Consider the following 25,231-nt stretch of genomic DNA (forward strand, 5'->3'; position numbering starts at 1 on the left):
GTTTGCATTGTTAGTCTGAAGTCTCTGTCGCCGTCAATTTCGTTGCGCGTCTGCGCATCGATTCGCCCTTCAGTTCGATCCGATAAGCGTTGTGCACCAGCCGGTCGAGGATCGCATCGCCCAAGGTTGGATCGCCGATCAGCGCATGCCATTTGTCCACCGGCATTTGGCTGGTCACCAGCGTCGAGCGGTTGCCGTAACGGTCGTCCAGCAGTTCAAGCATGTCGCGCCGTTGCGCAGCGGTAAACGGCGCCAGGCCCCAGTCGTCCAGGATCAGCAAGTCGGTCTTGGCATAGCCCGCCATCAGTTTCGCGAAGCGGCCGTCGCCGTGGGCCAGGCCCAGTTCTTCCATCAGGCGCGGCAAGCGCAGATAACGCACGCTGTAACCGTCGCGGCAGGCCTTATGAGCCAGCGCGCAGGCGAGCCAGGTTTTGCCTACGCCAGTTGGGCCGCCGATGATCAGGTTCAGGCCGTCGCGCAGCCACTGGCCGCTACCCAGTTGCAGGATCAGAGATTTGTCCAGGCCGCGCGGGCTGCGGTAGTCGATGTCTTCCAGGCAGGCGTTATGGCGCAGTCGTGCGGCCTTGAGGCGAGTAGTCAGGCGGGCGTCTTCGCGCTCGGTCAGCTCGCGGTCGACCATCAGACCGAGGCGTTCGTCGAAGCTGAGATCGTTGATGTCAGGCGTTGCGTGTTGTTCGCCAAGCGCCTTGATCATGCCGTGCAGGCGCAGGGTTTGTAGCTTGTCGAGTGTCGGGTTGGGCAGCATTTTGGTGCTCCTTTTTCAGGTCAGTGGTAGTAACCAGGGCCGCGCAGGTTGATGTGTTCTTCGGGCAGTAACGGCAGGTTTTGCTGGGCAAGCGGCAGCCGTTCCAGCCCTTGGCGCAGGATCGATTCAAGGCTTTTGTAGCTGCACGCGCCCAGTGCCAGCGCTCGCTGGCAAGCGGCTTCCAGCCGCTCTTCGCCGTGCTGTTTGCTCAGACGCAGGATCCCCAGGCAGGCGCGGAAGCCGTGCTGCGGATGGATCCGGCGTTCGAGGATGTAGGCGATGACGCCGGCCGTATTCGGGCCTGTCTGCTCTGCCCAGTGGATCAGTCGCTGCGGCGTCCATTCGGCATGTTCGCGGTGATTTTTGGGCATGTGCTCGGTTTGGGTGGTGTGGCGGCCTTTGTGCGGCGAGCGCAGATGGCTGGCCACCCGCTGGTTGGCGTGGAAGCACTCGACGGTCTTAGCGGTTAGCCGCACTTCGAGTTGGTGCTTCACCAGCTGGTACGGCACCGAGTAGTAATGGCCGTCGACCTCGACGTGGTAGTCGATGTGTACGCGTACCTTTTTCCATTCGGCGTAGACGTAAGGGTGTTCCGGCAGCGGTTGCAACGCAGGTTGGTCGATGGTCTCGAAGGCTGACCGGCGTGAGCCGGGCAGCTTCTTGAAGGGCTTCTGATTGAGGCGATCCAGCAGCAGCGCGATGGCTGTGTTGAGTTCGCCCAAGGAGAAGAACTGGCGGTTGCGCAGCACCGCCAGGATCCACCGCTCGACGACCTGTACGCCGACTTCAACCTTGGCTTTGTCCTTGGGTTTACGCGAACGCGCGGGCAGTACGGCTACGCCGTAATGCTCGGCGAGATCGCGGTAACTGGGGTTGATGTCCGGCTCGTAGCGATGCGCCTTGGTGACGCCGCTGCGCAGATTGTCGGGCACCAAGATCTGCGATGTGCCGCCAAGAAAAGCGAAGCAGCGGGCGTGCGAGCCCAGCCAGTCGGGCAGTTTCTGCGACCAGGTGGCCTCGGCGAAGGTGTAGCTGGATGCGCCGAGGACGGCGACGAAGATCTGCGTTTGGCGGATCTCGCCGGTTCGCTGATCAATGACTGGCACGGTCTGGCCGGCGTAATCAACGAACAGCTTCTCGCCGGCACGGTGTTCCTGGCGCATGACCACGTCGACCTTGGCGGCCCAGAGGCGGTAGTGCTCGCAGAACCAGCTGTACTGGAAACCTTGCGGGTGGCTGAGCCGATACTCTTGCCAAAGCAGGGCCAGGGTGACGCCGGGGCGACGTAACTCGGCATGAGCCCATGCCCAGTCGGGCATCGGACGCTGATCGCTGGGAACGGCGGGCGGCGGTGGAAAAAGCCGCCGTTGCAACTCGGCGTCCGTTAGCGCAGACGGCCAAGTCAGGCCGCTGGCAGCAAAGCGATTGAGGTACTCACCGACGCTGGCTCGACCCACTTGCAAGCTGACAGCGACCTGGCGGGCAGATAGGCCGACCTCGAATTTGAGACGTAGTACTTCTCGAATCTTACGCATGGATAACCGCTCCACGACGACCTCTCCGCTTCGATAAAAGAGGTCGATGGTAGTGAATTAATCCTGCGTTGCTGCCTGCTTTAAGGGTGGCCGGATGAGCGTGGAACGGGTGGCCGGATCACCGTGGAATCAGTGGCCGTATGTTCATGGAATAGGTGGCCGGATGGCCGTGGAATCCGCAAGCTGGCTTACATATTCCATTCAGCACCTGTCGCGTAACTTGTCGCAAGTAAGTTAGCACCAGCGACAGACTTGTGCGACAGCGCGAACCCGGCAAATTCAGAAAGCGAGAGCTTGTCGCATAATTTAGGACAAATGCGACACGCCAACGACTACTCCTTGTCTGTCGCGCCAAAGGGGTTGGACATGGCTGACGATAACGACCTGGTACTGGGCAGCGAACGCACGGCGGAAGAGCTGGCCGACGATCTGCGCAGCGCTCTTGCGACCTTGGAGTGGACGCCTGTAGCGCTCATGGATCGGATGGTTTCCCTTGGTGACTACCGGTCGCCCAAAACGATCCACCGGGGTATCAATCGCGCCCTGAACGGGAAGTGAAAGTCTCGGGTGAGCTGCTCGCCTTGGTTCGGCAGATGATGCGCTTCAAGCGCCGCCTGGGGCGCACCTACGGCGACACGGTATGGACTGAGCTTGGCGACGGCTCGCACGCAGCGCGGATTGAGGATTTCACCATTACCCTGGTGCTGGGTAATTGCAAAGACTTGCCCATTTGTTTGCATTCGACCTGACCAGCCATTTGCACCGGATTTGACCAGCACGCTTCGTGGCCATGGCCGGCAGAGAACGACCCGAAGCAGCCATTAAAGATAATTCTGCATCGGGACTACGCAAATCGGCTGAATGACCCATCTACAGGTTCAGTCCGCGATTTCTGGGTACATGCATGGCTCGCTCGGCGGACTACTCTGTTGCCTCAGCTGAAGCCCCGTCGCACGTGCTGCCCGCCGCTGTCGAAGGGGAATGGAACATTTGACGCGAGAGGATAGACAGTAGCGCTTTATAGAGGCATTGGCTCGCACCCGTGCGTTGTTCGCTTTCCGTGAGGTAGACCGTGCCTTTGGAAGCTCAGTGGCACGCAGCGCGCGTTCGATGTTGGCGGGCGTAACGATTCAGTTCTTTCTAAACGCGGGTATGTCTAACGCAATCAGCAGCTAACGTTGAGCCAAATCGGCAAGAAATGACAGCAGCCCTATTGTCGGGATCGAGCTTCGGTTTAGTGCGTTAGCCGCTGATGATTTATTTGGTCTCTTCGGTCTCTTCGGTCTTTTCCGTCTTTTCGGCAAGTAATTCGAAAATTGGCTTAAGAATTTTTTCGCGATTTTCTTTCTCGCGGAGTGAATCTGTAACACCGCGAATCCAATCTCGACCTTCACCATGCTCAATGAGAGACGCCGTGATTTTCATCGTCACTAGTGCATCGCTTTCGGGCACTTTCGGCAGCCCATAAGGGCCACTGTCCTGCCCTACAAATGCTTTTGTGTCGATGGTCTGTGGTCCTGCCTTATGAGATCCTAGATCAAAAGTTGCTTGGAAGAACGTTGTCAAAGTCCCGTCAGTCCCCGGTGTTGAAAATTGTATATCTGCGACAATTGACTTCTCACCATCCGCATCTTCCTTTGCTTCTGAGCTTAGGAATTTTAGCGAATATGGACTCATGTGCCAGTAGCCACCGGAAGCTGTCGGTTCAATGGAGAACATCGCTACCATGGAGCTGTCCCGTACCAATGTCAGACATCGTTTCGGATTTTGACCGACCAGGAAGTTTGTGGTTGTGATCCCGGTTGAGGAGGCTGACATATTCGCCTTTTTCTCATCTAACCAGTTTACGAACCTGTCGTAACTCTGGTTAATCACGGCTGTTCCAAGTACCGCAATCAGTGGCGTAAGCAGAGCTCTAGGTGGTCCGCTTGCGCCACAGGCTGAGGGTGCAAGATCAACCTGAAGCGAATGCTTCGCTGGCGGTGGAACATATTGTCCATTTTCGTACTTTGGTGGTGTCAGACTTCCGCAGCCAGCGAGTAAAAGCGATGTGGCCGTAGCCAATATGCTGATAGTTTTAGTTCTCATGCTTAGCCCATTTATGTAAGGTTGTCAGTTGGCAGTTGGTAATATAGTCGTAGAATGCTTGCGTAGCATAAATGCTTGCGGTTCCTCCAACTCACCTGCGTCCTCAGGATTTTTTGTCTGATTGGCCAGAGCCTTCACCGTCTCAAAATCAATACATCTAGCCTGCTCTAAAGATGCGGCCATAATGGACTCCGTCGAATTGAGGTGGCTAAGCCCAATCCAATGCCCCATTTCATGCACTATAGCTTGTAGCAGGTCGACTTCGACTGGCCCATTACCAGTTTGAGTTCCACTTGGCTGGGCTACGAAGCGATAGTCGCGGATGTTGTATTGGGTTAGTTCATGATCCGCTCTACATCCAACGATATTCGGATCGTCACCACATGAGGTGTCACCATATTTAAAGCTCACACGAATAGTGGCAGTCGATCCGAATAAGGAACTTGTACACAGGGCATCCTGTATTCGCTTAAGTGTTGGTGTGCTTTTCTCATCTGCCTTGAGTGAACAGACAGACTCGAAGTCTTTCTGGGGAGTTTCGGTGAGTCGATACGGTAAAAACGGGTTGCCTGTGCCAACGCGTGAATTACCTAGGAAATCGACAAACATGTGCTCTAAATCAGACGAGGTAAGACCCTTGGCAGGCGAAGGTATTCGGCCGGGCCCCATCATCGCGTAAAGAGTTTCGGAAACGTACACCCTGTCATTAATTGAGACGATAGCGAGGTTATCCGGCATGCAGGCAACACAGGAGTACACCCATAAAGACGCTGCTTGCAGCAATACGGTTTCTGCAGCCTTTCGCTGGGCTTCGTCAATTGGGACGGATCCCGCTGAAGGTAGAACAATTTTGAGTCGAGTTCGACCTGCAAAAGCGCTCGTGGACTGAGTCGTTCCCGCGCCTTGCACTGTTCTGTCGAAACAGACCAATCCTCGTGCATTGTTCCAGCCAGGCTCTGCGCGGAAGGGGTCAGGAGAAACCATGACACGTTCGCGGGTAAAGTCCAGTTTTGCCTTATTCGTGGTGGCAGTTGAACTCTCCATTACGAGTTCCACCCGCCAGATCGAATAATCTTGCTGTCCTGTAAGTGTTGCCTCTAACGCCTGAGTTGACTCACCCAGAATAATTGTCGGCGGGCAGACTTCTACGTACGGACCATCCCCAGAGTGCTTAACTAATAGTCGTACCGACAGTTTTTCCCCTAGATCCATTCCGCTGGGGGGCGAAACCAACAAGTACCCACCCGCAGAAAAGAGCCTCTGAATAGGTACATTCATAGGAAGGCTGGAGAGGTTAACACTGGCGAATTTTTCGATGTAATCGTGACGCTTCGAAGGTGCATCTACCATTTTGCACGTTGCCACAGAAGGGAGCCGGAAGGGAAAGGCCGACTCGGCATCAACAGCCTCGGCCGGAAGCTCCACAATCGACTCTGCATTGAGTGGCCAAGTCTCCAGAATCAGTGTGTAAGGTAATCGGCCGGTTGGGCCTCCCTCCGCACTATCAATCGCGGTTACCATAATTGACGCCGCATCGTCAGGAAGGTCGAGGCGGCGGATGAAACCAAGTATGGTTATTGGATTAAGATCAGTCACCCAGCTGGCAAGTGTGGCTCCGGCTACATTTTTGACTAAGACATGGACTTGGACTCCTCCTGGTAATTCGGAGCCATTGCGATGGAGTTGCAATAAAACTGAGCCTCTTGCTCGAAGAATTACCGACTCGCCAAAGGGAGGTTTGGATACACCAAAAAAGTGGGCAACTCGCTGTCCATCGAATGGCATTGTTAAGTCCCGGTATTCGTGATCGGCAACCGGTAACATAGTTGGTGCTGCTACAGCCTCTGTTAAGGCAAGAAATGCGAACAGGACCAAACTAACGAAGAAGCTAGTACCGGAGCGCACGGCGTTTAAATTTCGAGAAGTTTATATAGAAGGTCTGCCCAGCTTTCTTTTTGGACAAAGTCTACAGGCCGGTCATTGTTTTGCTTTAAGTAGCCCTTGTGGTAATAGTCTTTATAGAATTCGTCGGCCGATTTGGGGTAGTAAATAGCCAGCCCCTCGGAGCCGTATGGCAGATCATAGTCTGGATATTGGCTTCTAGCACTTGCGTAGTTGCTAATGACAGACTTGGCTAAAGCAAATCGAACCTTGGCGGATTTTGTGCGCAGTCCAGCGTTATTTGTGTTGTTTTCGTATGCTTTCAGAAGTGCAGTAATGTCCACCGATGTTCGCAGAGGAGGATTGGTGGAGGCACCATAGGCCTGAACTTTTGCTCTTGCCTTTCGCATAGCACTTAGTTCAATATCTCCAGCTTGATGTAGAGCATCAGAAAATCCACTGAGGCTTTTTGCAATCTCGGTGACATCTGACAACCTAACAGCTGATAGGGTGGTTAGATATTCGTCCCCATACTGTTGCCTGTAAGATTCAATAACTGCCTTAGAAAGATCACTTGATCCCATCGTAGGGTTTGCTACAAGCTTATCCAGCCAAGTCGAATATCGCCATCCAGTACCGGGCTCAAGTTCTTGACTAGCAACCATGACATCAACCGAAGGAACTAAGCCGTAGGCAGTCTCGATCATAGCCATCAAGCAAGCGTCGTAGCCCAACAGGTCAAGCTTGGAAGAGGAAAACTCGCTAGCAATGACGTCCTGAACATCGCGGTTGTACAAAATTGAACCAGTGTCGTCGTCGCTAGACACTGCACGGAACCCGCCAGCAATTGGGGTCGTTTCAGGAACTGCGTTTGCAAACTCTTGTGGAAGTGGGGAGCGTGTTGTTTTACTACGAAGGCTCCGATCTGCGGCGAGCTGGAAACGCCAACCTTGCCCATGGTTCCATATAACCAGCATATAGCGCTTGGCCGGGTAAGTTTTTTTGGACCAGCGAATGAATTGTTTTAAAGCCAATGGAGAACCCATGTCAGTGGAGTCTCCTGAGGCTGCTACATTTACCAGTGCCTGTTCCGGTCTAGGGTTTGTGTTTTTGTTAACCAGAAAGCGATATACCCCCGACCAGTTGCCGTCTTCAGTGGTATAGCAAGTGCTTATGAGCTTCCGATCACACTTGGGTCTTCCAAGTTGCGCCACCAAGTTTACTTTTGTCGAGCTTCCTACTTGCGCCATGCTGTGAAAGTTGGACAGAGCGTAAGGTTCAAGGTTGTTCTTGGCGTTCATGTAAACCATGACCGTCCACTCACGCTCTGGAATCCCTTGTGCTGTTGCACTTTCTACAAAGAGATTGCTGGTCATGCTGACGAAGACGTAAACCCACGCCCAGCCCAATGAGATACGCATCCTTCCTCCCAGCCAGGATTAGGCATTTTACCTAGTCCACAGCGATAGCAGTTTAACGCTGGTGATGACAAAGACCTGGAAACGCGTCGGGCACCCAGTCGAGAAACACTGACTTAGGTATCTTTGCCTATATGAACACCATAGCTCACTTTTTGAATATGCAAGCTGGGTGTAAAGTGGAAATCGAATTTTCGAAGGGGATAGAGTTCAGTGCGAGGGAGATGTACTGCGTATTGGCTTCAGGACATCGCGCCATCAGTTACCGCGATAGTTAGCTCGTCTGCATAGCCAAAGCCCAATTTTGCAAGTAATTCTGACGTTGAATCGACGATGATTTCGCCGCTTCCGTCCGCGGTGTCCTGACATATGAATGTCCTGCGTTCGCTTCCGCTCATGAACGTTCGACCTTTGATTACATTTTTGTGTCGCGCTCTTGCCATGTCCTGCACGGGTGGATATGGCTCACCGGCCGCTTCTGGCCGTTCTCTGCCTGTCGTCACTGCGGCGCCTGCTGGTCAAGTCGAATGTAAACGGTTGGTCAGCACGGATGCAATTGACTGGTCAGTGGCAATGTAAATGGGTGGTCAAGTCCATGCAATTACGCCTGGTGCCCAAGAGCAAAGGCCGATGGCTGGTGAACCTGGTTCATTCAAGTGGATACAGCCCGTCATGGCCACGCTGGCAAGACAGCTTGGTCGCGGGAAACACATGGCGCTCCTCATCCTGGACAACGCGCAGAACTGGCTTCTGGAGTTTGAGGAAGAGCAGGCCCGCGAGGCCGCCGCCGATTTGGGAAAGTCGCTCGTAAAGCACCGCTAGCGGCCCCGTAGCATGGAATCCTCTAACAAAGGAGCAACACCATGCACCACACCGACGAGCAACAAACAGCCGCTTGGAACGAATCAATCGCCAAGGTCGATCCATGGCAGGCCGAGCAGATGCGGAATCGCCAGGATGACGAATACATGCGCAGCCTGACCGTGATGATGGAACAGTAGCCCAAGCGCAGCGCCTGGGCTAAGCTGATGTGGCACAGCAGTTAAGAGCTGACGGCAGGGCTTGGTTTTGGCTGAGTCCCTTAATGAGTACCTATTTTGTTTTTGTAGCTATAAGTCTTACCGTTTTTACTGAGCTTGAGTCGATTGGTTCGATTCCTGTCTCGGGCACCATTCCCCCTGTTATTTCACTTTTCTGCTCAGATCCTCCAAGGTGCGTTTGAGCTGATCCAGTTGATTATCCTGATCGCTGACTTCCCGCTTAAGGCTGGACAGGTCGCTGGAGCTTGAACTGGAACTCGATCCTGCACTGCGCTTGAGGTCTTCCACCTGGCCTGCAAGTCTTTTGAGGTCGTTTTCCTGCCCGTTGACGGTGCGCTTGAGGTCACTCACCTCGCTCGAGCTGGAGCTTGAACCGGAGTTCGAGCCGCCGCTGCGTTTCAGATCGTCCATCTGACTGGCGAGTTTTTTCAGCCCGTTTTCCTGTTCGCTGATCGTGCGCTTGAGGTCGCTGACTTCGCTGGAACTGGAGCTGGTATTCGAACTGCTATTGCGTTTGAGTTCGTCCATGGCCTTGGCGAGGTTTTTCAGGCCAGTGTCCTGTTCGCTGACGGTGCGCTTGAGTTTGTCCACTTCGCTGGCATTCGAGCTTGAACTGGAACCCGTGTTCTTTTTGAACTCTTCGATGAGGCGCGCCTGCTCACTGACGGTTTTCTTCAGAACCTCCAGATCAGCCGTATTGGTTTTGACAATGCGTTGCAGTTGTTCCACGTCATCAGTACTGACGTCGGATCTGACCATCACGTATGTGCCGTAATAATTATGGAAGGCGAGTAATTTATCAGAAGAGTTAGCGCTGTCGGATTTGTATTCCAGACCGGCTTGAGCGGTATTGGGCAATGCCAGGCTGCCGAGAAGAAGGACAGTCATGCCGGTTGCAAACAGGGTAGACGGAAGCTTGGAAAAATTGCGCATCACCGGGTTCCTTGTGAGGTGCCTATATGGCACATCGCTATGACTTTACCTTTTGAACGTTGTTCCTGGTTAGCGAAGGAAAATTTTCAGAAAGCCCGATCAACGGTTTTTTTGTAGATTTGATGTAAAAGTCCATATAAATCGTCGTCCAAACGTCCTATATTCGAACGTTGAACACGCACCACTTTGCAGTTTTCAGATGATCCCCGAATGGTTCTGAAGGCCAGACAAACCGGGCTTCAAACGGTTTTTTGCGTCAGAGAGATCCTTGATGATCCAGATCCATCTTCCATTCCCCAGATCAGCGAGAACGACATGACCGTTAAAGAATTGACTCAAGAAGCCAGACACGAAGAAGCGCTGAAAAAGTACTTGCTGGATTCGCCCCAGTTAGCCGAAGAGATCAAGGACTTGCCAGCCGACGATCAGAAAGACCAGATCCAGTGGGCGTTCGAGGATGAGGCGGAATCCCAGGGCTTGCAGCCGTGGGAGCTGACGCTCAAGTACACCTCGACTCCGGAGGAGTTCGAGGCTGCGCGCCTGGTGCTGCACAAGGAGGCGGCCGAGGTGTTGGGCGTCGAGTGGGAAGAGTACTGCGAGATGAACAATCTGGTGGTCTGACAAAAACGCCAGCCTCAATGAGGCTGGCGTTTTTTCATTCTCAGAGGCTCAGACGCATCGACAGGTCGACAGCCTTCACATCCTTGGTCATCGCACCAATCGAAATGTAATCTACCCCGGTTTCGGCGATCGGCAGCAGCGTGTTTTCGTTGATACCGCCGCTGGCCTCCAGTTTTGCCTTGCCTGCGTTCAGGCGCACGGCTTCACGCATGTCATCCAGGCTCAGCTCATCGAGCATGATGATGTCCGCACCCGCCGCCAGGGCTTCTTTGAGCTCATCCAGGCTTTCCACTTCAATCTCGACCGGTTTGCCCGGGGCGATCTTGTGCGCAGCGTTAATGGCTTCAGGAATGCCCCCGCAGGCAGCGATGTGGTTTTCCTTGATCAGGAAGGCGTCGTACAGGCCGATACGGTGGTTGTGGCAACCGCCGCAGGTCACGGCGTACTTCTGCGCCAGACGCAGCCCCGGCAGGGTTTTACGGGTGTCGAGCAACTTCACCTGCGTCTTGGCGACAAAATCCGCCAGGTATTGCGCGCGTGTGGCCACGCCCGAGAGCAATTGCAGGAAGTTCAGCGCAGAGCGTTCGCCGGTCAGCAACGAGCGTGCCGGACCTTCGAGGTGAAACAGCGCCTGATTGGGTTTCACCCGTTCGCCGTCGCGCACCTGCCAGTGCACCGCGACCCGTGGATCGAGTTGCCGGAAAACGGCATCGACCCATGCGGTGCCGGCAATGATCGCAGCGTCGCGGGTGATGATGGTGGCTTTGGCCAGGCGTTCGGCCGGGATCAGCTGCGCGGTGATGTCGCCGCTGCCGATGTCTTCGAGCAACGCACGGCGCACGTTGGCTTCGATTTCGGCGGTCAAATCGGCGAGACGTAGATTCGGCATAACGGGCTCCACAAACAAAGTGGCCCGATTATAGGGCCATGGCGTGAGGCAACCCAAGGCATCAGAGGCGTTCCCGTCGCATGCAAACCTGCATTTGGTCGATTCCCTTGAATCATCGGCACTAAGTCTGCGTCTTCCCTACGCGTCTATATCAATGCGAAGCACAGAGTCTGCTGGCACACGGGGGCGCTTTTGCAAGATAATCCGCCTTGCTTTTGACGTCATGGGTTTGACGTGTTTTGGGTTCACGATTGTTCGCAGAATCACCGTTTCAGGAGGCTCGGATGCACAACGACGGGAATGTAGTGCCTTTGCACAAGGCAGCTACGGATCAGGCGATTCAATCGCCGCTCGCCCGCCTGCCTGTGATTCTGCTTCAGGTTCGCGACAAGGCCACTCAACAGCTCAGGCATGGCTTGCAGGAACTGTTTGATAACGCCGACGACACGCTGTTCGAAATGGCCGATCGGGCTCGCAACGACGTCGAGCAGAACCGATTCTTCGAAGCCATGCGCGACTTGCGACTGAAGCGAAAAAGCATCGAGCGCGGATTTCTCGAACAATTCTTTGAAGCATTCGTCAGCCTCTCGCAGTACGACAGCACCCAAGAGGCCTTGCCTCGAGCATTGGCGTTCGATGCCGGTGCTGCGCCCAATGACGACCTGGAGCGCCGCGTTGCGGTGGAGGCCATGGTCAGCAAAGTTCGAAACCGCGACGGTTTCGCCCTTGACCAACTGACGGCCCGACTCAGTGCTCTGCTGGGCAATGCGCTGGACGATCAGCACAACCCGTTGGGGCCGGCGAGGCTCTGTGAGTATTTCTTGCAGGCTTGGCGCAACCTGGGGGTGGAGATCAAGGTCAAGCTGATCATTCTCAAGCTGTTCGACCGCTACGTGCTCAGCAGCGCTGATCAGCTGTACGCCGAAGCCAATCAACTGCTCATCGCTACCGGGGTGTTGCCGGACCTCAAGCCCGCGCCCGCGAGGCGAGCCACCGATCAGGCGGCCGCCAGTGCCCATGCCGAACCTATCGAGGCCGGCATCCACACGCCGATCGACGACGGTGTGCAGGAAGTCTTCGCCGCGTTGCAGGAGCTGCTGTTACACGTGCGCGGCAGTGTCGCACCCACCCTCGAAGCCAGTGCCCAGACCCAGCCCATTTCCACCCGCGACCTGTTGCGCCTGCTCTCGCACTTGCAGCAATACGTGCCGGCGCTGGCGACACAGGACGACTTCGATCTGCGTAACCAGCTCGAACAACTGCTGACCCGGGTCAGCGTCAAGAGTGGCAAGTCGCGTGTGGTCGGCGTGGCTGACGAAGACGTGATCAACCTGATCGCGATGCTCTTCGAATGCATCCTTGATGACCGCAACCTGCCGGACTCCCTCAAGGCGCTGATTGCCCGTTTGCAGATCCCGATGCTCAAAGTGGCGGTGCTCGACAAGAGCTTCTTCAGCCGTGCCAGTCACCCGGCCCGGCGTCTGCTTAACGAGATCGCCGCTGCCGCCATGGGTTGGGGCGAGTGCGATGACCACGAGCGTGACAGCCTGTACCTGCGCATCGAGCAAGTGGTGCAGCGCCTGTTGAATGACTTTGTTGACGATCCGGCGATCTTTTCCGAGTTGCTGGCGGATTTTCTCGCCTTCACCAGTGACGAGCGCCGTCGCAGTGAACTGCTTGAGCAGCGCACCCGTGACGCCGAAGAAGGCCGCGCCAGGACCGAACTGGCTCGCCAGCGTGTCGAGCAGGCGCTGAATCAGGCGTTGTTGGGCAAAATGCTGCCGCAAGGTGTGGTGGTCTTCGTCCAGGAAGCCTGGAGCAAAGTGCTGTTGTTGACTTGCCTCAAGCACGGTGACGCGTCGGCGCAATGGCATGCCGATGTGCAGACCATGGAGCAATTGATCTGGAGCGTGCAGCGCCATGACGAGCCCGATGCTGGCCTGCGTCTGTTGGCGCTGGTGCCGGGGTTGCTGAAGTCCTTGCGTGACGGGCTGAGCAGTTCGGCCTTCGATCCGTTCGCCACCAGTGAGTTTTTCAGTGAGTTGGAAACCTTGCACGTGCAATTGTTCGAGCGTCCGGACCATGCGGTTGAACCGCTCGCCGAGCAGCCGGTGATGGTCGAAGTGCTGCAGGAAGTCGTGCTGCGCACCGCCGACGAGGGCCCCGCCGATACGGTGTCAGTACGGTTGCCGGCGGACGATGCCGGTTTGGTCCAGGTCGATCAACTGCGTCCCGGCTGCTGGGTCGAGTTTCAGGAAGACGATGAAAATACCCTGCGTTGCAAGCTGGCAGCGATCATCGAAGCGACCGGGAAATACATCTTCGTCAACCGCACCGGGATGAAGGTGCTGGAGCGCAACCGCACCGGCCTGGCCCTGGAATTTAGCCGTGGCGCGGTGCGGGCGCTGGACGACACCTTGCTGTTCGATCGGGCCCTGGAGTCGGTGCTGGGCAATCTGCGGCGACTCAATCGCGGCAAGTGATCGCGCCCCGAGGGCCTATCGCGGCATACTGGTCGCCAACACAGTCGTCGTTGAAGGAACCTGTATGCAGTTGGACCCCGCGAGCGGTTGGTGTCAGGGCGTGGATGTATGCCCCTCGCCCAACTTCAATGCGCGCCCCTCGGGCGAAATTTCCCTGCTGGTGATCCACAACATCAGCCTGCCGCCCGCGCAGTTCGCCACCGGCAAGGTGCAGGAATTTTTCCAGAATCGTCTGGATGTCACGGAGCATCCCTACTTTGAAGGGATTTCTGACCTGCGGGTGTCTGCGCACTTTTTGATTGAGCGTGACGGCACGGTCACTCAGTTTGTCTCTTGTCTTGAGCGCGCCTGGCACGCCGGTGTCTCGAGTTTCGAGGGGCGTGAAACCTGTAACGATTTTTCCGTGGGCATCGAGCTCGAAGGCACGGATGATCTGCCGTTCACCGACGCCCAATATCAAGCGTTGACGACGCTGACCCGACAGCTGCAAAGCACGTTTACGGCGATCACCGCACAGCGCATCTGTGGGCATAGCGACATCGCACCGGGGCGCAAGACGGATCCGGGACCCGCGTTCGACTGGGCACGCTATCGCGCGGCCCTGGCAAAAGAGGAAGGACAATGAGTTTTCTGGTGTTGCTGTTGGCAGTCTGGATCGAGAAATTCTCGGCCCTGCGCCATCGGGTCCAACGTGATGGCGGTTGGGTACGTGAACTGAACAAGCTTGAAGTCAGTCCACGTCTGATCAATCGGCCATGGCTGATATTGGTGGTGCTGGTGTTGCTGCCGGTAGCGCTGCTGGGTTTGTTGTTGGTGGTGCTTGAGCCGGTGGCCTACGGATTGCTGGCGTTACCAGTGCACTTGCTGGTGGTGATTTACAGCCTGGGCCGCGGCGATTTGCTGGCCGGCCTCGGGCCGTTTCGCGATGCCTGGCGCAGGGAAGACCTGCAAGCGGCTGCCCATGTGTCCAAGCGCGACCTGGACATCTGCGCCGATAACGGCGAGCAACTGCTTGAACGGGTCGAAGGCCATTTGCTGTGGGAGGCTTACCAGAGCTTCTTCGCGGTGATTTTCTGGTACTTCGTGCTGGGCCCGGTCGCAGCCCTGAGCTACCGACTGCTGGCGTTGGCCGAAGAACACGGGCAGAACCCGGCCGTGGTCGAACGCGCTGCACAGTTGCGTCATGCGTTTGATTGGGTGCCGGTGCGTCTGTTGGCGGCGAGTTTCGCGCTGGTCGGAAACTTTGTTGCAGTCAGCCGCGTCATGCTGCATGAACTGCTGAACTGGAACATCAGCGCCGCTCAGCTAATTGAGAAAGTCGGGCTGGTGGCCGGTGAAATTCCTGCGCCGGTCGTCGGACCGGATGGCATTAACAGCCTGGACCGGATCTGGGAGTTACTGCTGCGTGCGGCGGTGCTCTGGTATGCAGGTTTTGCGTTGTGGACGGTGTTGCCTTAACCCAAATCCATTGGGGTGAACGGGCTCCCTGTGGCGAGGGGCTTGTCGGAATGCTGCATCACCCCGTTGGGTCGCGAAGCGGCCCCAGTGTCCCTTCAGACAGACCGAGTTGTCTGGATTTACGATTGTTTCGCAGCCGAACGGGGGCAAGCCCCCTCGCCACAGGGATATCAATCGTCCCAGGTGCGCATCCTGCCGTTAACCTTAAGTTACAAAACCCCCTGCCGATTTAAGCTATACAGAGTCAGCGCTAAATAGTGGCTATCTGCCGTCGACCCGCGCCTGCCAATAAAAATAAGAATCAAAAGGGAGACTTCCAGTGAAGAGCTTGCTCTATCCCGCCGTCGCACTGATGAATCGCCTGAGCTTCGGCATGAAGTTCAGCCTGATCAGTGTGCTGTTCCTCGTGCCGATGCTGGTGACCAATTTCTATCTGGTCCGCGATTCCTATCGTGAATTTCAGGGCACCCAAGTCGAACTGCAAAGCCTCGACCTGCTCGGCAGCAGCCTGACCCTGCGGCGTGATCTGGAAACCCTGAACAATCTGGTGCAAATCAACGTCACCCTTGGCCAGTCCGGCAAGGCCGGCAACGTCGAGACGAAGATCAGCACGCTGGAGCAAGGTGTTCTGGCCCGCCTGCAAGGGCTGGCGGCGATGACCTCGGACCCGGAACAGATCACCGTTTTCGACGGCAAACGCGATGAAATGATCGCCGGCTTCAAGGCCCAGCAAGCGGAAAGCTCCCTGCAAAGTAAAAGTGCGCTGATCGGCAAATTACTCGGCAATGCACAGATTTTCAGTCAGATCATCGCCACTCAAGCCGGCCTGAGCCGCGACAGTCAAAGCGACATGCGTCAGCTGAGCGAACTCATTACCAACGTCACTCCGCCGGTGACCCAGATCCTGGGTGACGGCCGCGCGATGGGTTCTTATTCGCTGGGGCAAGGTTTTCTGAATTCGTCGTCAAGCACCCGGTTCGATGAGCTGCTGGCGCAGATCGAAAAGCTCCAGGGTGAATACGGTCTGAAGCTGAATGATGCATTGGGCTCCAGCAAAGCGGCGCGTGAAACCCTGGCGGCCCAGGCCGAGAGCAGCAAGGCCTCCCTGAAAAAGGCCAGTGAACTGTTCGAAGAACAGGTAGTGATGGCGGACACCCTCGATGCGCCATGGCAGGCCTTTTATGATCAGGTCACCGGCCTGATGGACCAGACCTACCAACTCAACGAAGCCACCCTGACCTTTCTCGGCACCCAGTTACAGCAACGACTGGAGCAGAACCGCACCCACATAGTCTTGCAGGCCGTGGCGCTGTCGGTGGTGTTTGTGTTGATTTTTTACCTCTACGGCGGCTTCTACGCCTCGACCCGCACCACCCTCAAGCGACTTGGCGCGACGCTGGACAAAGTCGCGGCGGGCGACATGACAGTGACCTTCCGCGCCGAAAGCCGCGATGAGTTGGGCGAGTTGGGCGAGGTGTTCAACGGCACCGTGAAGAAAATCCATGACCTGATCGAACGCGTAGGCCAGACCGTCAATGAGGTCGAGCGTCAGGCCGGGCAGGTCGAAAGTGTTTCTGCCCAAAGCAACCAGGCGGTGGCGGGGCAGCGCTCGCAGATCGAGCAGGTCGCCACGGCCATGAACCAGATGTCGGCCACCTCACTTGAGGTGGCGCGCAGTGCCGCCGCGGCGGTCAGCAGCGCTCACAGCGTTAACGACGAGACCATCAGCGGTCGCGGCCTGGTGGCGTCCCAGCAGGGCAGCATCGCGCAACTGGCCAGTGAGATCGATCAGTCGGTGCGGGTGATCAATCAATTGGCCAGCGACAGCCAATCCATCAGTCGGGTACTGGAAGTGATCAAAAGCATCGCCGAGCAGACCAATCTTCTGGCGCTCAACGCCGCGATCGAAGCCGCTCGGGCCGGTGAGCAGGGGCGTGGATTTGCGGTGGTGGCCGATGAGGTCCGGACACTGGCCAAGCGCACCCAGCAATCGACCGAAGAAATCGAGCAGATGATTACCAAGCTGCAAAACGGTGTCGGCGCGGCCGTGAAAGCCATGGGTGTCAGTCATCAGGTGGCCGATGGCACCGTCGGGCAGTCGGAAAAGGTTCAGCAAGCGCTGGAAAACATCCTCGGCGCCGTCGGCATGATCGTCGACCAGAACCAGCAGATCGCCGCGGCAGTGGAGCAGCAGACCGCGGTGGCCCATGACATCGACCAGAACATCGTCGAGATCAACCGCGCTGGCGAACGCACCGCCGAAGGTGCGCACCAGACCGAGGATGCCAGTCGCGCGTTGTCGGCCCAGGTGGTGGAACTCAAACAACTGATCAGCGCGTTCCGGGTCTGACAGCACACAGGGACCAAAAGTGGGAGCGAGCCTGCTCGCGATAGCGGTCTTTCAGTCGACATCAGTGTCGGCTGTCATACCGCTATCGCGAGCAGGCTCGCTCCCACAGGTTTTTGTGCAGGGCTGATTACCAGCTGAACAACTCGCAGGCATTGGCCGTGCTGGCCGCAGCCAATTGCTCCGAAGTGATCCCCATGATCCCGGCCAGTGCCGAGCAGATCGCCGGCAAATGCGCCGGGCTGTTGCGTTGGCCGGGAAACATGACAGGCGCCATGTCCGGCGAGTCGGTTTCCAGCACCACCGACTCAAGGGGTAAATCGGCGAGCACGCGGTGCATGCGCAACGCCTGCGGCCAGGTCGCGGCACCGCCCAGGCCCAGCTTGAAGCCGAGCTTGATGTACTCGCGAGCCTCTTCCTTGCTACCGGCGAAGGCATGAATGATTCCCGCGCGTTTCAGCCGGAAACGTTTGAGCGTGGCAATCACTGCTGCATGGCTGCGCCGCACATGAATCAGCGCCGGAAGATTGAAATCCACCGCCAGTTGCAGTTGCGCGTCAAACAAGGCCTGCTGGCGTTCACGGTCCAGGGTTTCGATGAAGTAATCCAGACCGATCTCGCCCACCGCACACAGTTGCCGATGACCCGCCAGGCGGGTCAGCCAATCACCGAGTTCGGGTACGTCTTCAGGGCGAGGTTGGTCCAGATACACCGGGTGCAACCCGAACGCCGCATGCAGATCGGGATCGCTTTGCACCAGGTCCCAGACCCGCTGCCAATTCCCCTGATAAACCCCCAGCACCACCATCCGGCGCACTCCAAGGGTACGGCTCTCGGCGAGCAGCGCCGAGCGGTCCTCGTCGAAGTCCGGAAAATCCAGATGAGTGTGGCTGTCGATCAGCTCCACGGTTCAGTCCTGGCGAATACGCTGCTTGAAGGTCCGCGCGATGGCCTGCACGCCGGGTTGGTAATCGGACTGCTCGATGGCGGCCAGTGCCAGTGCCAGTGCCTTGTCGGCGATCAACTGATGCTGCTGAGCCATGGCGTTGACCGGCAGCGGCAGGAAGTCCAGCAACTGCGTGTCGCCGAAGGTGCCGAGGCGCAGCGGGCGGGTTTTCAGCGGAAAGTCGTGCAAGGCATCGAACACGCCTTGAAGCAGCACGTAGGACGTGGTCACCAGCGCATCCGGCAAATGCCCCAGACGCTCAAGGAGTTCTTCCATCAACTGCTTGCCGCACTCGCGACTGAACGACTCGGCGTGCTCGATCAGCACTTCGCCTTTGAACCCGGTCAGGGCTTCCTTAAACCCGGCGGCACGTTCCTGGCTGATGCTCAGCTCGGGCCGTGCACCGATCAGCGCGATCTGCTTGGGCAGCGGATCGAGCAGGCTGCGGGTCAGTTGCAGGCTGGCCTCGCGATCATCGCTGATCACCGAACAGAAATGTTCAGGTTCCATCACCCGGTCGATGGCGATGATCGGCATGCCCTTGGCTTGCAACTGACGATAGCTGTCGTCACCGGCCGGCAGGCAACTGGCGACAATCAACGCATCACAGCGCCGGGCGCGGAACAGTTGCAGCAATTGCCGTTCGCTGTCCGGCGCATCGTCGGAGCTGGCGATCAGCAGTTGATAGCCGCGAGCCCGGGCGCCTTGCTCGAGCAGTTTGGCAATGCGTGCGTAACTGGGGTTTTCCAGGTCCGGCAGAATGAAGCCCAAGGTGCGCGTGTGCCGGCTGCGCAGCCCGGCGGCCTGGGGGTTGGGTGTGAAGCCATGTTGTTCGACGACCGCACGAACGCGCTCGACGGTGGCACTGCTGATACGTTGCTGTTCGGCCTTGCCATTAATGACATAACTGGCGGTGGTAACGGACACACCGGCCAATTGTGCGATATCACTGAGTTTCAACGCGGGCTTTCCTTGTTTTTCGGCCGACATTTTCGCCAATCCTAACCGATTACGGTAGACGACCATTGTCGCAACGCTTCCGACAAGTTGGACTTCAAGGATGGGACATAATCGAGTAACGTGCCAATCATTCTAGATTAAACGTTTCAGCAAGCGTATTTTCCACGTTATAAGCGCATTTGGCCGGTTCTGCCGCGAAACCGCCAAAAGTGATGGCTAAGCGCCTAAGCTGGAATCATTCAAAACAATACCTGGCGCCAACAGACGCCAAAAAGGAGAAAGTATGCTCGAGCTCACTATAGAGCAGATATCCATGGGCCAATCGGCGGTGGATAAATCCGAAGCCTTGCAACTGCTGGCCCGGCATCTGGTCACCGATGGCCTGGTGGCCGAGGGTTACCTTGCCGGTTTGCAAGCACGCGAATCCCAGGGCTCGACCTTTCTCGGTCAAGGTATTGCCATCCCCCACGGTACGCCGGAAACCCGCGATCAGGTGTATTCCACTGGCGTGCGACTGATGCAGTTCCCCGAAGGCGTGGACTGGGGCGACGGCCAGATTGTTTACCTGGCGATCGGTATCGCCGCCAAATCCGATGAACACTTGCGACTGCTGCAACTGCTGACCCGGGCCCTCGGTGAGACCGACCTGGGCCAGGCCTTGCGTCGCGCCAGTTCCGCCGAAGCTTTATTGAAGCTGCTGCAAGGCGCACCGCAAGAACTGGCGCTGGATGCACAGATGATCGGCCTCGGTGTCTCCGCCGATGACTTCGAAGAGCTGGTGTGGCGCGGTGCGCGTTTGCTGCGCCAGGCAGATTGCGTGAGCAACGGTTTCTCCGCCGTGTTGCAGCAAGTCGAAGCGCTGCCGCTGGGCGATGGCCTGTGGTGGTTGCACAGCGAGCAAACGGTCAAGCGCCCGGGCCTCGCCTTCGTCACGCCGGACAAACCCATGCGCTACCTTGGCCAGCCGCTCAGTGGCCTGTTCTGTCTGGCCAGCCTCGGCGAGGCGCATCAGGCCTTGCTCGAACGCCTTTGTGCGTTGCTGATCGAAGGTCGTGGCCACGAATTGGGCCGCGCCACCAGCAGCCGTAAAGTTCTTGAAGTGCTGGGCGGTGAACTGCCGGCGGATTGGCCGAGCGCGCGCATTGCGTTGGCCAACGCCCACGGTTTGCATGCCCGCCCGGCGAAAATCCTCGCGCAATTGGCTAAGAGTTTTGAAGGCGAAATCCGCGTGCGCATCGTCGATGGCCAGGACAGCGCCGTGTCGGTGAAGAGCTTGAGCAAACTGCTCAGCCTCGGCGCCCGTCGCGGTCAGGTGCTGGAGTTCGTCGCCGAACCGAGCATCGCCGCTGATGCGTTGCCAGCCTTGCTCGCCGCCATCGAAGAAGGCCTGGGCGAAGAAGTCGAACCGTTGCCAGCCGTGAGCCAGCAGCGCGAAGTGTTTGCCGATGTGGCCCAAGTGCTCCTCGCGCCAGCGTCCGGTAGTCTGGTTCAGGCGATTGCCGCCGCACCGGGCATCGCCATCGGTCCGGCGCACATTCAAGTGCTGCAAACCATCGATTACCCGCTGCGTGGCGAGTCTGCCGCGATCGAGCGCGAGCGTCTCAAGCAGGCGTTGGTGCACGTGCGTGGCGACATCGAAGGCCTGATCGAGCGCAGCAAATCCAAGGCCATTCGCGAGATTTTCATCACCCACCAGGAAATGCTCGACGACCCGGAACTGACCGATGAAGTCGACACCCGCCTCAAGCAAGGCGAAAGCGCCGAAGCGGCGTGGATGGCGGTGATCGAAGCGGCGGCCAAGCAACAGGAATCGCTGCAGGATGCGTTGCTCGCCGAACGGGCTGCCGACTTGCGCGACATCGGCCGTCGGGTGCTGGCGCAACTCAGTGGCGTCGAAACCCCGAATGAACCCGATCAGCCGTACATTCTGGTGATGGACGAGGTCGGTCCGTCCGACGTCGCCCGTCTCGATCCGACCCGCGTGGCCGGTATTCTCACGGCCCGTGGCGGCGCGACCGCTCACAGCGCGATTGTCGCCCGGGCGCTTGGCATTCCGGCCCTGGTCGGCGCCGGTGCAGCGGTGTTGCTGCTGGCGCCGGGCACGCCGTTGCTGATTGATGGTCAGCGCGGTCGCCTGCACGTGGACGCCGACGCAGCAACCTTGCAGCGCGCCACCGAAGAACGTGACACCCGCGAGCAACGCCTGAAGGCGGCGGCCGAACAACGCCATCAACCGGCATTGACCACTGACGGTCACGCGGTCGAAGTGTTCGCTAACATCGGCGAAAGCGCTGGCGTGACCAGCGCGGTGGAGCAGGGCGCCGAAGGCATCGGTTTGCTGCGCACCGAACTGATTTTCATGGCCCATTCCCAGGCGCCCGACGAAGCGACCCAGGAAGTCGAATACCGTCGCGTCCTCGATGGCCTGGCCGGTCGTCCCTTGGTGGTTCGCACCCTCGACGTCGGGGGCGACAAACCGCTGCCGTACTGGCCGATTGCGAAAGAAGAAAACCCGTTCCTCGGTGTGCGTGGCATCCGCCTGACCTTGCAGCGTCCGCAGATCATGGAAGCGCAATTGCGCGCCTTGCTCCGAGCGGCGGACAACCGCCCGCTGCGGATCATGTTCCCCATGGTCGGCAGCGTCGATGAGTGGCGCCAGGCGCGGGACATGACCGAACGTCTGCGTCTGGAAATCCCGGTCTCCGACCTGCAACTGGGGATCATGATCGAGGTGCCGTCGGCGGCGCTGCTTGCTCCGGTGCTGGCCAAGGAAGTCGACTTCTTCAGCGTCGGCACCAATGACCTGACCCAATACACCCTGGCCATCGACCGGGGTCACCCAACCTTGTCGGCCCAGGCTGACGGCTTGCATCCGGCGGTACTGCAATTGATCGACATCACCGTGCGCGCGGCCCATGCCAACGGCAAGTGGGTGGGCGTGTGCGGCGAGCTGGCGGCCGATCCGCTGGCGGTGCCGGTGCTGGTCGGCCTCGGCGTGGATGAGCTGAGCGTGTCGGGTCGCAGCATTGCCGAGGTCAAGGCGCGCATCCGCGAACTCAGCCTGAGCCAAACCAAAATTCTCGCCCAACAGGCCCTGGCCGTGGGCAGCGCCAATGAAGTGCGCGCATTAGTGGAGGCCCTGTAATGGCCAGGATACTGACCCTGACGCTCAACCCGGCGCTGGACCTGACGGTGCAGCTGCCGCGCCTTGAGCCCGGCCAAGTCAATCGCAGCGACGAAATGCACACCCACGCCGCCGGTAAAGGCGTGAACGTGGCGCAGGTGCTGGCAGACCTCGGGCATCAGCTGACGGTCAGCGGTTTCCTCGGTGAGGACAACCTCCAAGCGTTCGAGACCCTTTTCGCCAGGCGCGGTTTTGTCGATGCGTTCATTCGGGTTCCCGGCGAGACGCGCAGCAACATCAAACTGGCGGAAAATGATGGGCGCATCACCGACATCAACGGTCCGGGGCCGATGGTCAATGAGGCGGCGCAGCAAGCGTTGCTGGATCGACTCGATCAGATTGCCCCCGGTCATGACGCGGTCGTCGTCGCCGGCAGCCTGCCGCAAGGGATCAGTCCTCAGTGGTTGCAGGCGTTGATTGAGCGTTTGAAAAACCTCGGTTTGAAGGTCGCTCTCGACACCAGTGGTGAAGCCTTGCGTGTGGCGCTCAAGGCTGGCCCGTGGCTGATCAAGCCGAACACCGAAGAGCTGGCCGATGCGCTGGGCTGCGAGGTGATATCGGTGGCGGCACAAGCCGAAGCGGCGAGCCGTTTGCACGCTCAAGGCATCGAGCATGTGGTGATCTCCCACGGTGCCGATGGTGTGAACTGGTTCAGTGTCGGCTCGGCGATGCATGCCACGCCGCCCAAGGTCAGCGTCGTCAGCACGGTGGGCGCGGGCGATTCGTTGCTGGCCGGCATGCTCCACGGTTTGCTCAGCGCCGACACGCCTGAACAGACCCTGCGCACCGCCACGGCGATTGCCGCGATGGCGGTCACGCAGATCGGTTTCGGTATTGGCGATGCAGCGCAGTTGGCGCGGCTCGAACAGGGTGTGCGCGTGCGCCCCCTGACAGAACAATAAGAGGGTTTGTCATGAAGTTAGCCATTGTTACGGCCTGCCCGAACGGCATGGTCACCAGTGTGCTGTGCGCCCGTTTGCTCGATGCAGCGGCCCAGCGTCAGGGCTGGAGCACCAGCGTCGAAGTGGTTGATGCCGCGCATCCGGAACGTCAGCTGTCGGCGGCTACGATTGAGGCCGCGGAGTGGGTGTTGCTGGTGACCAGCACGCCGGTGGACATGTCGCGATTCGTCGGCAAGAAAGTGTTCCAGAGCACACCCGCGCACGCCCTGCAGGATGTAGAAGCGGTGTTGCGCCGAGGTGCTGAAGAAGCTCAGGTGTATGTCGCGCCCGAAGTTGTCGCGCAATCTGCCGTCACTGTTCAAAGCGCACCACGTCTGGTGGCGATCACCGCATGTCCAACCGGTGTCGCTCACACGTTCATGGCCGCCGAAGCCTTGCAGCAAGCGGCCAAGCGTCTGGGCTACGACCTGCAAGTGGAAACCCAGGGCTCGGTCGGTGCGCGCAATCCACTCAGCGCCGCAGCGATTGCCGATGCCGATGTGGTGCTGCTGGCCTGCGATATCGAAGTCGCCACCGAACGTTTCGCCGGCAAGAAGATTTACCGTTGCGGCACTGGCATTGCCCTGAAGCAAGCCGAAGCGACGCTGAACAAGGCGCTGGCCGAAGGCAAGCAGGAAACCGCTGCGACCGGTGCTAAAGGCCCGACCAAGCAGGAGAAGACTGGCGTCTATAAACACCTGCTGACCGGCGTTTCGTTCATGCTGCCAATGGTGGTGGCGGGCGGTCTGATGATTGCGTTGTCGTTCGTGTTCGGCATCACCGCGTTCAAGGAACCGGGCACGTTGGCGGCAGCCCTGATGCAGATCGGCGGCGAGACGGCGTTCAAGTTGATGGTGCCGTTGCTGGCGGGATACATCGCCTACTCGATCGCCGACCGTCCGGGCCTGGCACCGGGGATGATCGGTGGCCTGCTGGCGAGCACCCTGGGCGCCGGTTTTATCGGCGGAATCATTGCCGGTTTCATCGCCGGTTATGCGGCGCAGGCGATCAATCGTTATGCACGCTTGCCGCAAAGTCTTGAAGCGCTGAAACCAATTCTGATCATCCCGTTACTGGCGAGCCTGTTCACTGGTCTGGTAATGATTTACATCGTCGGCAAACCGGTTTCGGGGATGCTTGAAGGTCTCACGCACTTCCTCGACAGCATGGGCACCACCAACGCGATTCTGCTCGGTGTGCTGCTCGGCGGGATGATGTGCGTCGACCTTGGCGGGCCGATCAACAAGGCCGCGTATGCGTTCTCGGTCGGGCTGCTGGCCTCGCAAAGTTATGCACCGATGGCCGCGACCATGGCCGCCGGCATGGTGCCGCCGATTGGCTTGGGGATTGCCACGTTTATTGCGCGTCGCAAGTTTGCCCAGACCGAGCGCGAGGCAGGTAAGGCGGCGCTGGTATTGGGGCTGTGTTTCATCTCCGAAGGCGCGATTCCGTTTGCCGCCAAAGACCCGCTACGGGTGATTCCGGCGAGCATTGCCGGGGGGGCGCTGACCGGTGCGTTGTCGATGTATTTCGGCTGCAAACTGATGGCGCCGCACGGTGGGTTGTTCGTTCTGGCGATCCCGAATGCGATCAATCATGCGCTGTTGTATCTGTTCGCGATTGTGGCGGGGAGTCTGTTGACGGCGGTGGCGTATGCGCTGCTCAAGCGACCGGAAACGGTAGAGCTGGCACTGGAACCCGTAAAGGCCTGACACAAAACCTTTGTAGGAGCGAGGCTTGC

Annotated in this window: 21 protein-coding genes; 12 read left to right on the forward strand and 9 right to left on the reverse strand. The window is 58.2% G+C overall.

What is annotated here, in order from left to right; genetic code table 11:
- Positions 1 to 10: 10 nt before the first annotated feature.
- Both istB and istA read right to left on the reverse strand, forming a co-directional pair.
- Positions 11 to 766, reverse strand: a complete 756-nt coding sequence (gene istB, locus ACYZTM_RS19620; protein ID WP_025163932.1) for an IS21-like element ISPsy14 family helper ATPase IstB — start codon at positions 764 to 766, stop codon at positions 11 to 13.
- Between the two features lie 20 nt (positions 767 to 786).
- Positions 787 to 2,301: an IS21 family transposase gene (gene istA / locus ACYZTM_RS19625; RefSeq protein WP_461983466.1), complete on the reverse strand. Its 1,515-nt coding sequence runs from the start codon at positions 2,299 to 2,301 to the stop codon at positions 787 to 789.
- Positions 2,302 to 2,667: 366 nt separating this feature from the next.
- On the opposite strand from istA, the gene ACYZTM_RS19630 reads away from it, so the two are divergent.
- Together ACYZTM_RS19630 and ACYZTM_RS19635 are read left to right on the forward strand one after the other, a co-directional pair.
- Positions 2,668 to 2,859, forward strand: coding sequence for a hypothetical protein (locus ACYZTM_RS19630; RefSeq protein WP_461984156.1), 192 nt, complete (start codon positions 2,668 to 2,670; stop codon positions 2,857 to 2,859).
- Positions 2,856 to 3,050 (forward strand): hypothetical protein, encoded by a 195-nt coding sequence (locus ACYZTM_RS19635; protein WP_461984158.1) that lies wholly within the window; start codon positions 2,856 to 2,858, stop codon positions 3,048 to 3,050. The genes ACYZTM_RS19630 and ACYZTM_RS19635 overlap by 4 nt, the downstream gene beginning before the upstream one ends.
- Positions 3,051 to 3,558: 508 nt before the next feature.
- On the opposite strand, the gene ACYZTM_RS19640 is transcribed toward ACYZTM_RS19635, so the two are convergent.
- From ACYZTM_RS19640 to ACYZTM_RS19650, 3 genes are all read right to left on the reverse strand, one after another.
- Positions 3,559 to 4,389: a hypothetical protein gene (locus ACYZTM_RS19640; RefSeq protein WP_461984160.1), complete on the reverse strand. Its 831-nt coding sequence runs from the start codon at positions 4,387 to 4,389 to the stop codon at positions 3,559 to 3,561.
- Between the two features lie 24 nt (positions 4,390 to 4,413).
- Positions 4,414 to 6,174, reverse strand: a complete 1,761-nt coding sequence (locus ACYZTM_RS19645; RefSeq protein WP_461984162.1) for a matrixin family metalloprotease — start codon at positions 6,172 to 6,174, stop codon at positions 4,414 to 4,416.
- Between the two features lie 125 nt (positions 6,175 to 6,299).
- Positions 6,300 to 7,691 carry a clostripain-related cysteine peptidase gene (locus ACYZTM_RS19650; protein ID WP_461984164.1) on the reverse strand — a complete coding sequence of 464 codons (1,392 nt, stop codon included), beginning with the start codon at positions 7,689 to 7,691 and terminating at the stop codon, positions 6,300 to 6,302.
- Between the two features lie 627 nt (positions 7,692 to 8,318).
- Between ACYZTM_RS19650 and ACYZTM_RS19655 the strand changes: the two genes are divergently transcribed.
- Together ACYZTM_RS19655 and ACYZTM_RS19660 are read left to right on the forward strand one after the other, a co-directional pair.
- Positions 8,319 to 8,510 carry a hypothetical protein gene (locus ACYZTM_RS19655; protein WP_461984166.1) on the forward strand — a complete coding sequence of 64 codons (192 nt, stop codon included), beginning with the start codon at positions 8,319 to 8,321 and terminating at the stop codon, positions 8,508 to 8,510.
- A gap of 41 nt (positions 8,511 to 8,551) precedes the next feature.
- Complete coding sequence (locus ACYZTM_RS19660) at positions 8,552 to 8,689, forward strand: hypothetical protein (RefSeq protein ID WP_461984168.1); 138 nt, start codon at positions 8,552 to 8,554, stop codon at positions 8,687 to 8,689.
- A gap of 180 nt (positions 8,690 to 8,869) precedes the next feature.
- On the opposite strand, the gene ACYZTM_RS19665 is transcribed toward ACYZTM_RS19660, so the two are convergent.
- On the reverse strand, positions 8,870 to 9,661 hold the full coding sequence (locus tag ACYZTM_RS19665) for a hypothetical protein (protein WP_461984170.1): 792 nt from the start codon (positions 9,659 to 9,661) through the stop codon (positions 8,870 to 8,872).
- Between the two features lie 315 nt (positions 9,662 to 9,976).
- Between ACYZTM_RS19665 and ACYZTM_RS19670 the strand changes: the two genes are divergently transcribed.
- A complete protein-coding gene (locus ACYZTM_RS19670) occupies positions 9,977 to 10,282 on the forward strand; it encodes a DUF6388 family protein (RefSeq protein WP_059403417.1) in 306 nt (101 codons plus the stop codon).
- 40 nt (positions 10,283 to 10,322) lie between these two features.
- On the opposite strand, the gene nadC is transcribed toward ACYZTM_RS19670, so the two are convergent.
- The gene (gene nadC / locus ACYZTM_RS19675; protein WP_461984172.1) at positions 10,323 to 11,171 is read right to left on the reverse strand and encodes a carboxylating nicotinate-nucleotide diphosphorylase; all 849 of its coding nucleotides are present in this window, start codon (positions 11,169 to 11,171) and stop codon (positions 10,323 to 10,325) included.
- Positions 11,172 to 11,455: 284 nt separating this feature from the next.
- Here nadC and ACYZTM_RS19680 point away from each other — a divergent pair, with 284 nt between their 5' ends.
- The 4 genes from ACYZTM_RS19680 (at position 11,456) to ACYZTM_RS19695 (ending at position 17,462) form a co-directional block, all read left to right on the forward strand.
- Positions 11,456 to 13,654: a DUF1631 domain-containing protein gene (locus ACYZTM_RS19680; RefSeq protein ID WP_131062954.1), complete on the forward strand. Its 2,199-nt coding sequence runs from the start codon at positions 11,456 to 11,458 to the stop codon at positions 13,652 to 13,654.
- Between the two features lie 64 nt (positions 13,655 to 13,718).
- Positions 13,719 to 14,279 carry a 1,6-anhydro-N-acetylmuramyl-L-alanine amidase AmpD gene (gene ampD, locus ACYZTM_RS19685; RefSeq protein ID WP_131062955.1) on the forward strand — a complete coding sequence of 187 codons (561 nt, stop codon included), beginning with the start codon at positions 13,719 to 13,721 and terminating at the stop codon, positions 14,277 to 14,279.
- Positions 14,276 to 15,112, forward strand: coding sequence for a regulatory signaling modulator protein AmpE (ampE, locus tag ACYZTM_RS19690; protein ID WP_131062956.1), 837 nt, complete (start codon positions 14,276 to 14,278; stop codon positions 15,110 to 15,112). The genes ampD and ampE overlap by 4 nt, the downstream gene beginning before the upstream one ends.
- 1,645 nt (positions 15,113 to 16,757) lie before the next feature.
- A complete protein-coding gene (locus ACYZTM_RS19695) occupies positions 16,758 to 17,462 on the forward strand; it encodes a methyl-accepting chemotaxis protein (RefSeq protein ID WP_371928437.1) in 705 nt (234 codons plus the stop codon).
- 127 nt (positions 17,463 to 17,589) lie between these two features.
- Here ACYZTM_RS19695 and ACYZTM_RS19700 read toward each other — a convergent pair whose 3' ends face one another.
- Positions 17,590 to 18,366 (reverse strand): TatD family hydrolase, encoded by a 777-nt coding sequence (locus ACYZTM_RS19700; RefSeq protein WP_461984175.1) that lies wholly within the window; start codon positions 18,364 to 18,366, stop codon positions 17,590 to 17,592.
- Between the two features lie 3 nt (positions 18,367 to 18,369).
- Positions 18,370 to 19,365 (reverse strand): catabolite repressor/activator, encoded by a 996-nt coding sequence (gene cra, locus ACYZTM_RS19705; protein ID WP_131062975.1) that lies wholly within the window; start codon positions 19,363 to 19,365, stop codon positions 18,370 to 18,372.
- A gap of 283 nt (positions 19,366 to 19,648) precedes the next feature.
- Here cra and ptsP point away from each other — a divergent pair, with 283 nt between their 5' ends.
- The 3 genes from ptsP to ACYZTM_RS19720 are packed head-to-tail and all read left to right on the forward strand — an operon-like array spanning position 19,649 to position 25,202.
- Entirely contained in the window at positions 19,649 to 22,510 is a 2,862-nt protein-coding gene (gene ptsP / locus ACYZTM_RS19710; RefSeq protein WP_461984178.1) for a phosphoenolpyruvate--protein phosphotransferase, read from the forward strand.
- On the forward strand, positions 22,510 to 23,451 hold the full coding sequence (gene pfkB, locus ACYZTM_RS19715; RefSeq protein WP_461984180.1) for a 1-phosphofructokinase: 942 nt from the start codon (positions 22,510 to 22,512) through the stop codon (positions 23,449 to 23,451). The genes ptsP and pfkB overlap by 1 nt, the downstream gene beginning before the upstream one ends.
- A gap of 11 nt (positions 23,452 to 23,462) precedes the next feature.
- Positions 23,463 to 25,202 (forward strand): PTS fructose-like transporter subunit IIB, encoded by a 1,740-nt coding sequence (locus ACYZTM_RS19720; protein WP_461984182.1) that lies wholly within the window; start codon positions 23,463 to 23,465, stop codon positions 25,200 to 25,202.
- The last annotated feature ends 29 nt before the right edge of the window (positions 25,203 to 25,231 follow it).

The organism is Pseudomonas sp. MDT2-39-1, from assembly GCF_054898085.1.

Coding starts and splice junctions, on each gene's coding strand:
- istB (WP_025163932.1), bottom strand. CDS start 766: ATGCTGCCCAACCCGACACTCGACAAGCTACAAACCCTGCGCCTGCAC.
- istA (WP_461983466.1), bottom strand. CDS start 2,301: ATGCGTAAGATTCGAGAAGTACTACGTCTCAAATTCGAGGTCGGCCTA.
- ACYZTM_RS19630 (WP_461984156.1), top strand. CDS start 2,668: ATGGCTGACGATAACGACCTGGTACTGGGCAGCGAACGCACGGCGGAA.
- ACYZTM_RS19640 (WP_461984160.1), bottom strand. CDS start 4,389: ATGAGAACTAAAACTATCAGCATATTGGCTACGGCCACATCGCTTTTA.
- ACYZTM_RS19645 (WP_461984162.1), bottom strand. CDS start 6,174: ATGCCATTCGATGGACAGCGAGTTGCCCACTTTTTTGGTGTATCCAAA.
- ACYZTM_RS19650 (WP_461984164.1), bottom strand. CDS start 7,691: ATGCGTATCTCATTGGGCTGGGCGTGGGTTTACGTCTTCGTCAGCATG.
- ACYZTM_RS19655 (WP_461984166.1), top strand. CDS start 8,319: ATGGCTGGTGAACCTGGTTCATTCAAGTGGATACAGCCCGTCATGGCC.
- ACYZTM_RS19660 (WP_461984168.1), top strand. CDS start 8,552: ATGCACCACACCGACGAGCAACAAACAGCCGCTTGGAACGAATCAATC.
- ACYZTM_RS19665 (WP_461984170.1), bottom strand. CDS start 9,661: ATGCGCAATTTTTCCAAGCTTCCGTCTACCCTGTTTGCAACCGGCATG.
- ACYZTM_RS19670 (WP_059403417.1), top strand. CDS start 9,977: ATGACCGTTAAAGAATTGACTCAAGAAGCCAGACACGAAGAAGCGCTG.
- nadC (WP_461984172.1), bottom strand. CDS start 11,171: ATGCCGAATCTACGTCTCGCCGATTTGACCGCCGAAATCGAAGCCAAC.
- ACYZTM_RS19680 (WP_131062954.1), top strand. CDS start 11,456: ATGCACAACGACGGGAATGTAGTGCCTTTGCACAAGGCAGCTACGGAT.
- ampD (WP_131062955.1), top strand. CDS start 13,719: ATGCAGTTGGACCCCGCGAGCGGTTGGTGTCAGGGCGTGGATGTATGC.
- ampE (WP_131062956.1), top strand. CDS start 14,276: ATGAGTTTTCTGGTGTTGCTGTTGGCAGTCTGGATCGAGAAATTCTCG.
- ACYZTM_RS19695 (WP_371928437.1), top strand. CDS start 16,758: ATGTCGGCCACCTCACTTGAGGTGGCGCGCAGTGCCGCCGCGGCGGTC.
- ptsP (WP_461984178.1), top strand. CDS start 19,649: ATGCTCGAGCTCACTATAGAGCAGATATCCATGGGCCAATCGGCGGTG.
- pfkB (WP_461984180.1), top strand. CDS start 22,510: ATGGCCAGGATACTGACCCTGACGCTCAACCCGGCGCTGGACCTGACG.
- ACYZTM_RS19720 (WP_461984182.1), top strand. CDS start 23,463: ATGAAGTTAGCCATTGTTACGGCCTGCCCGAACGGCATGGTCACCAGT.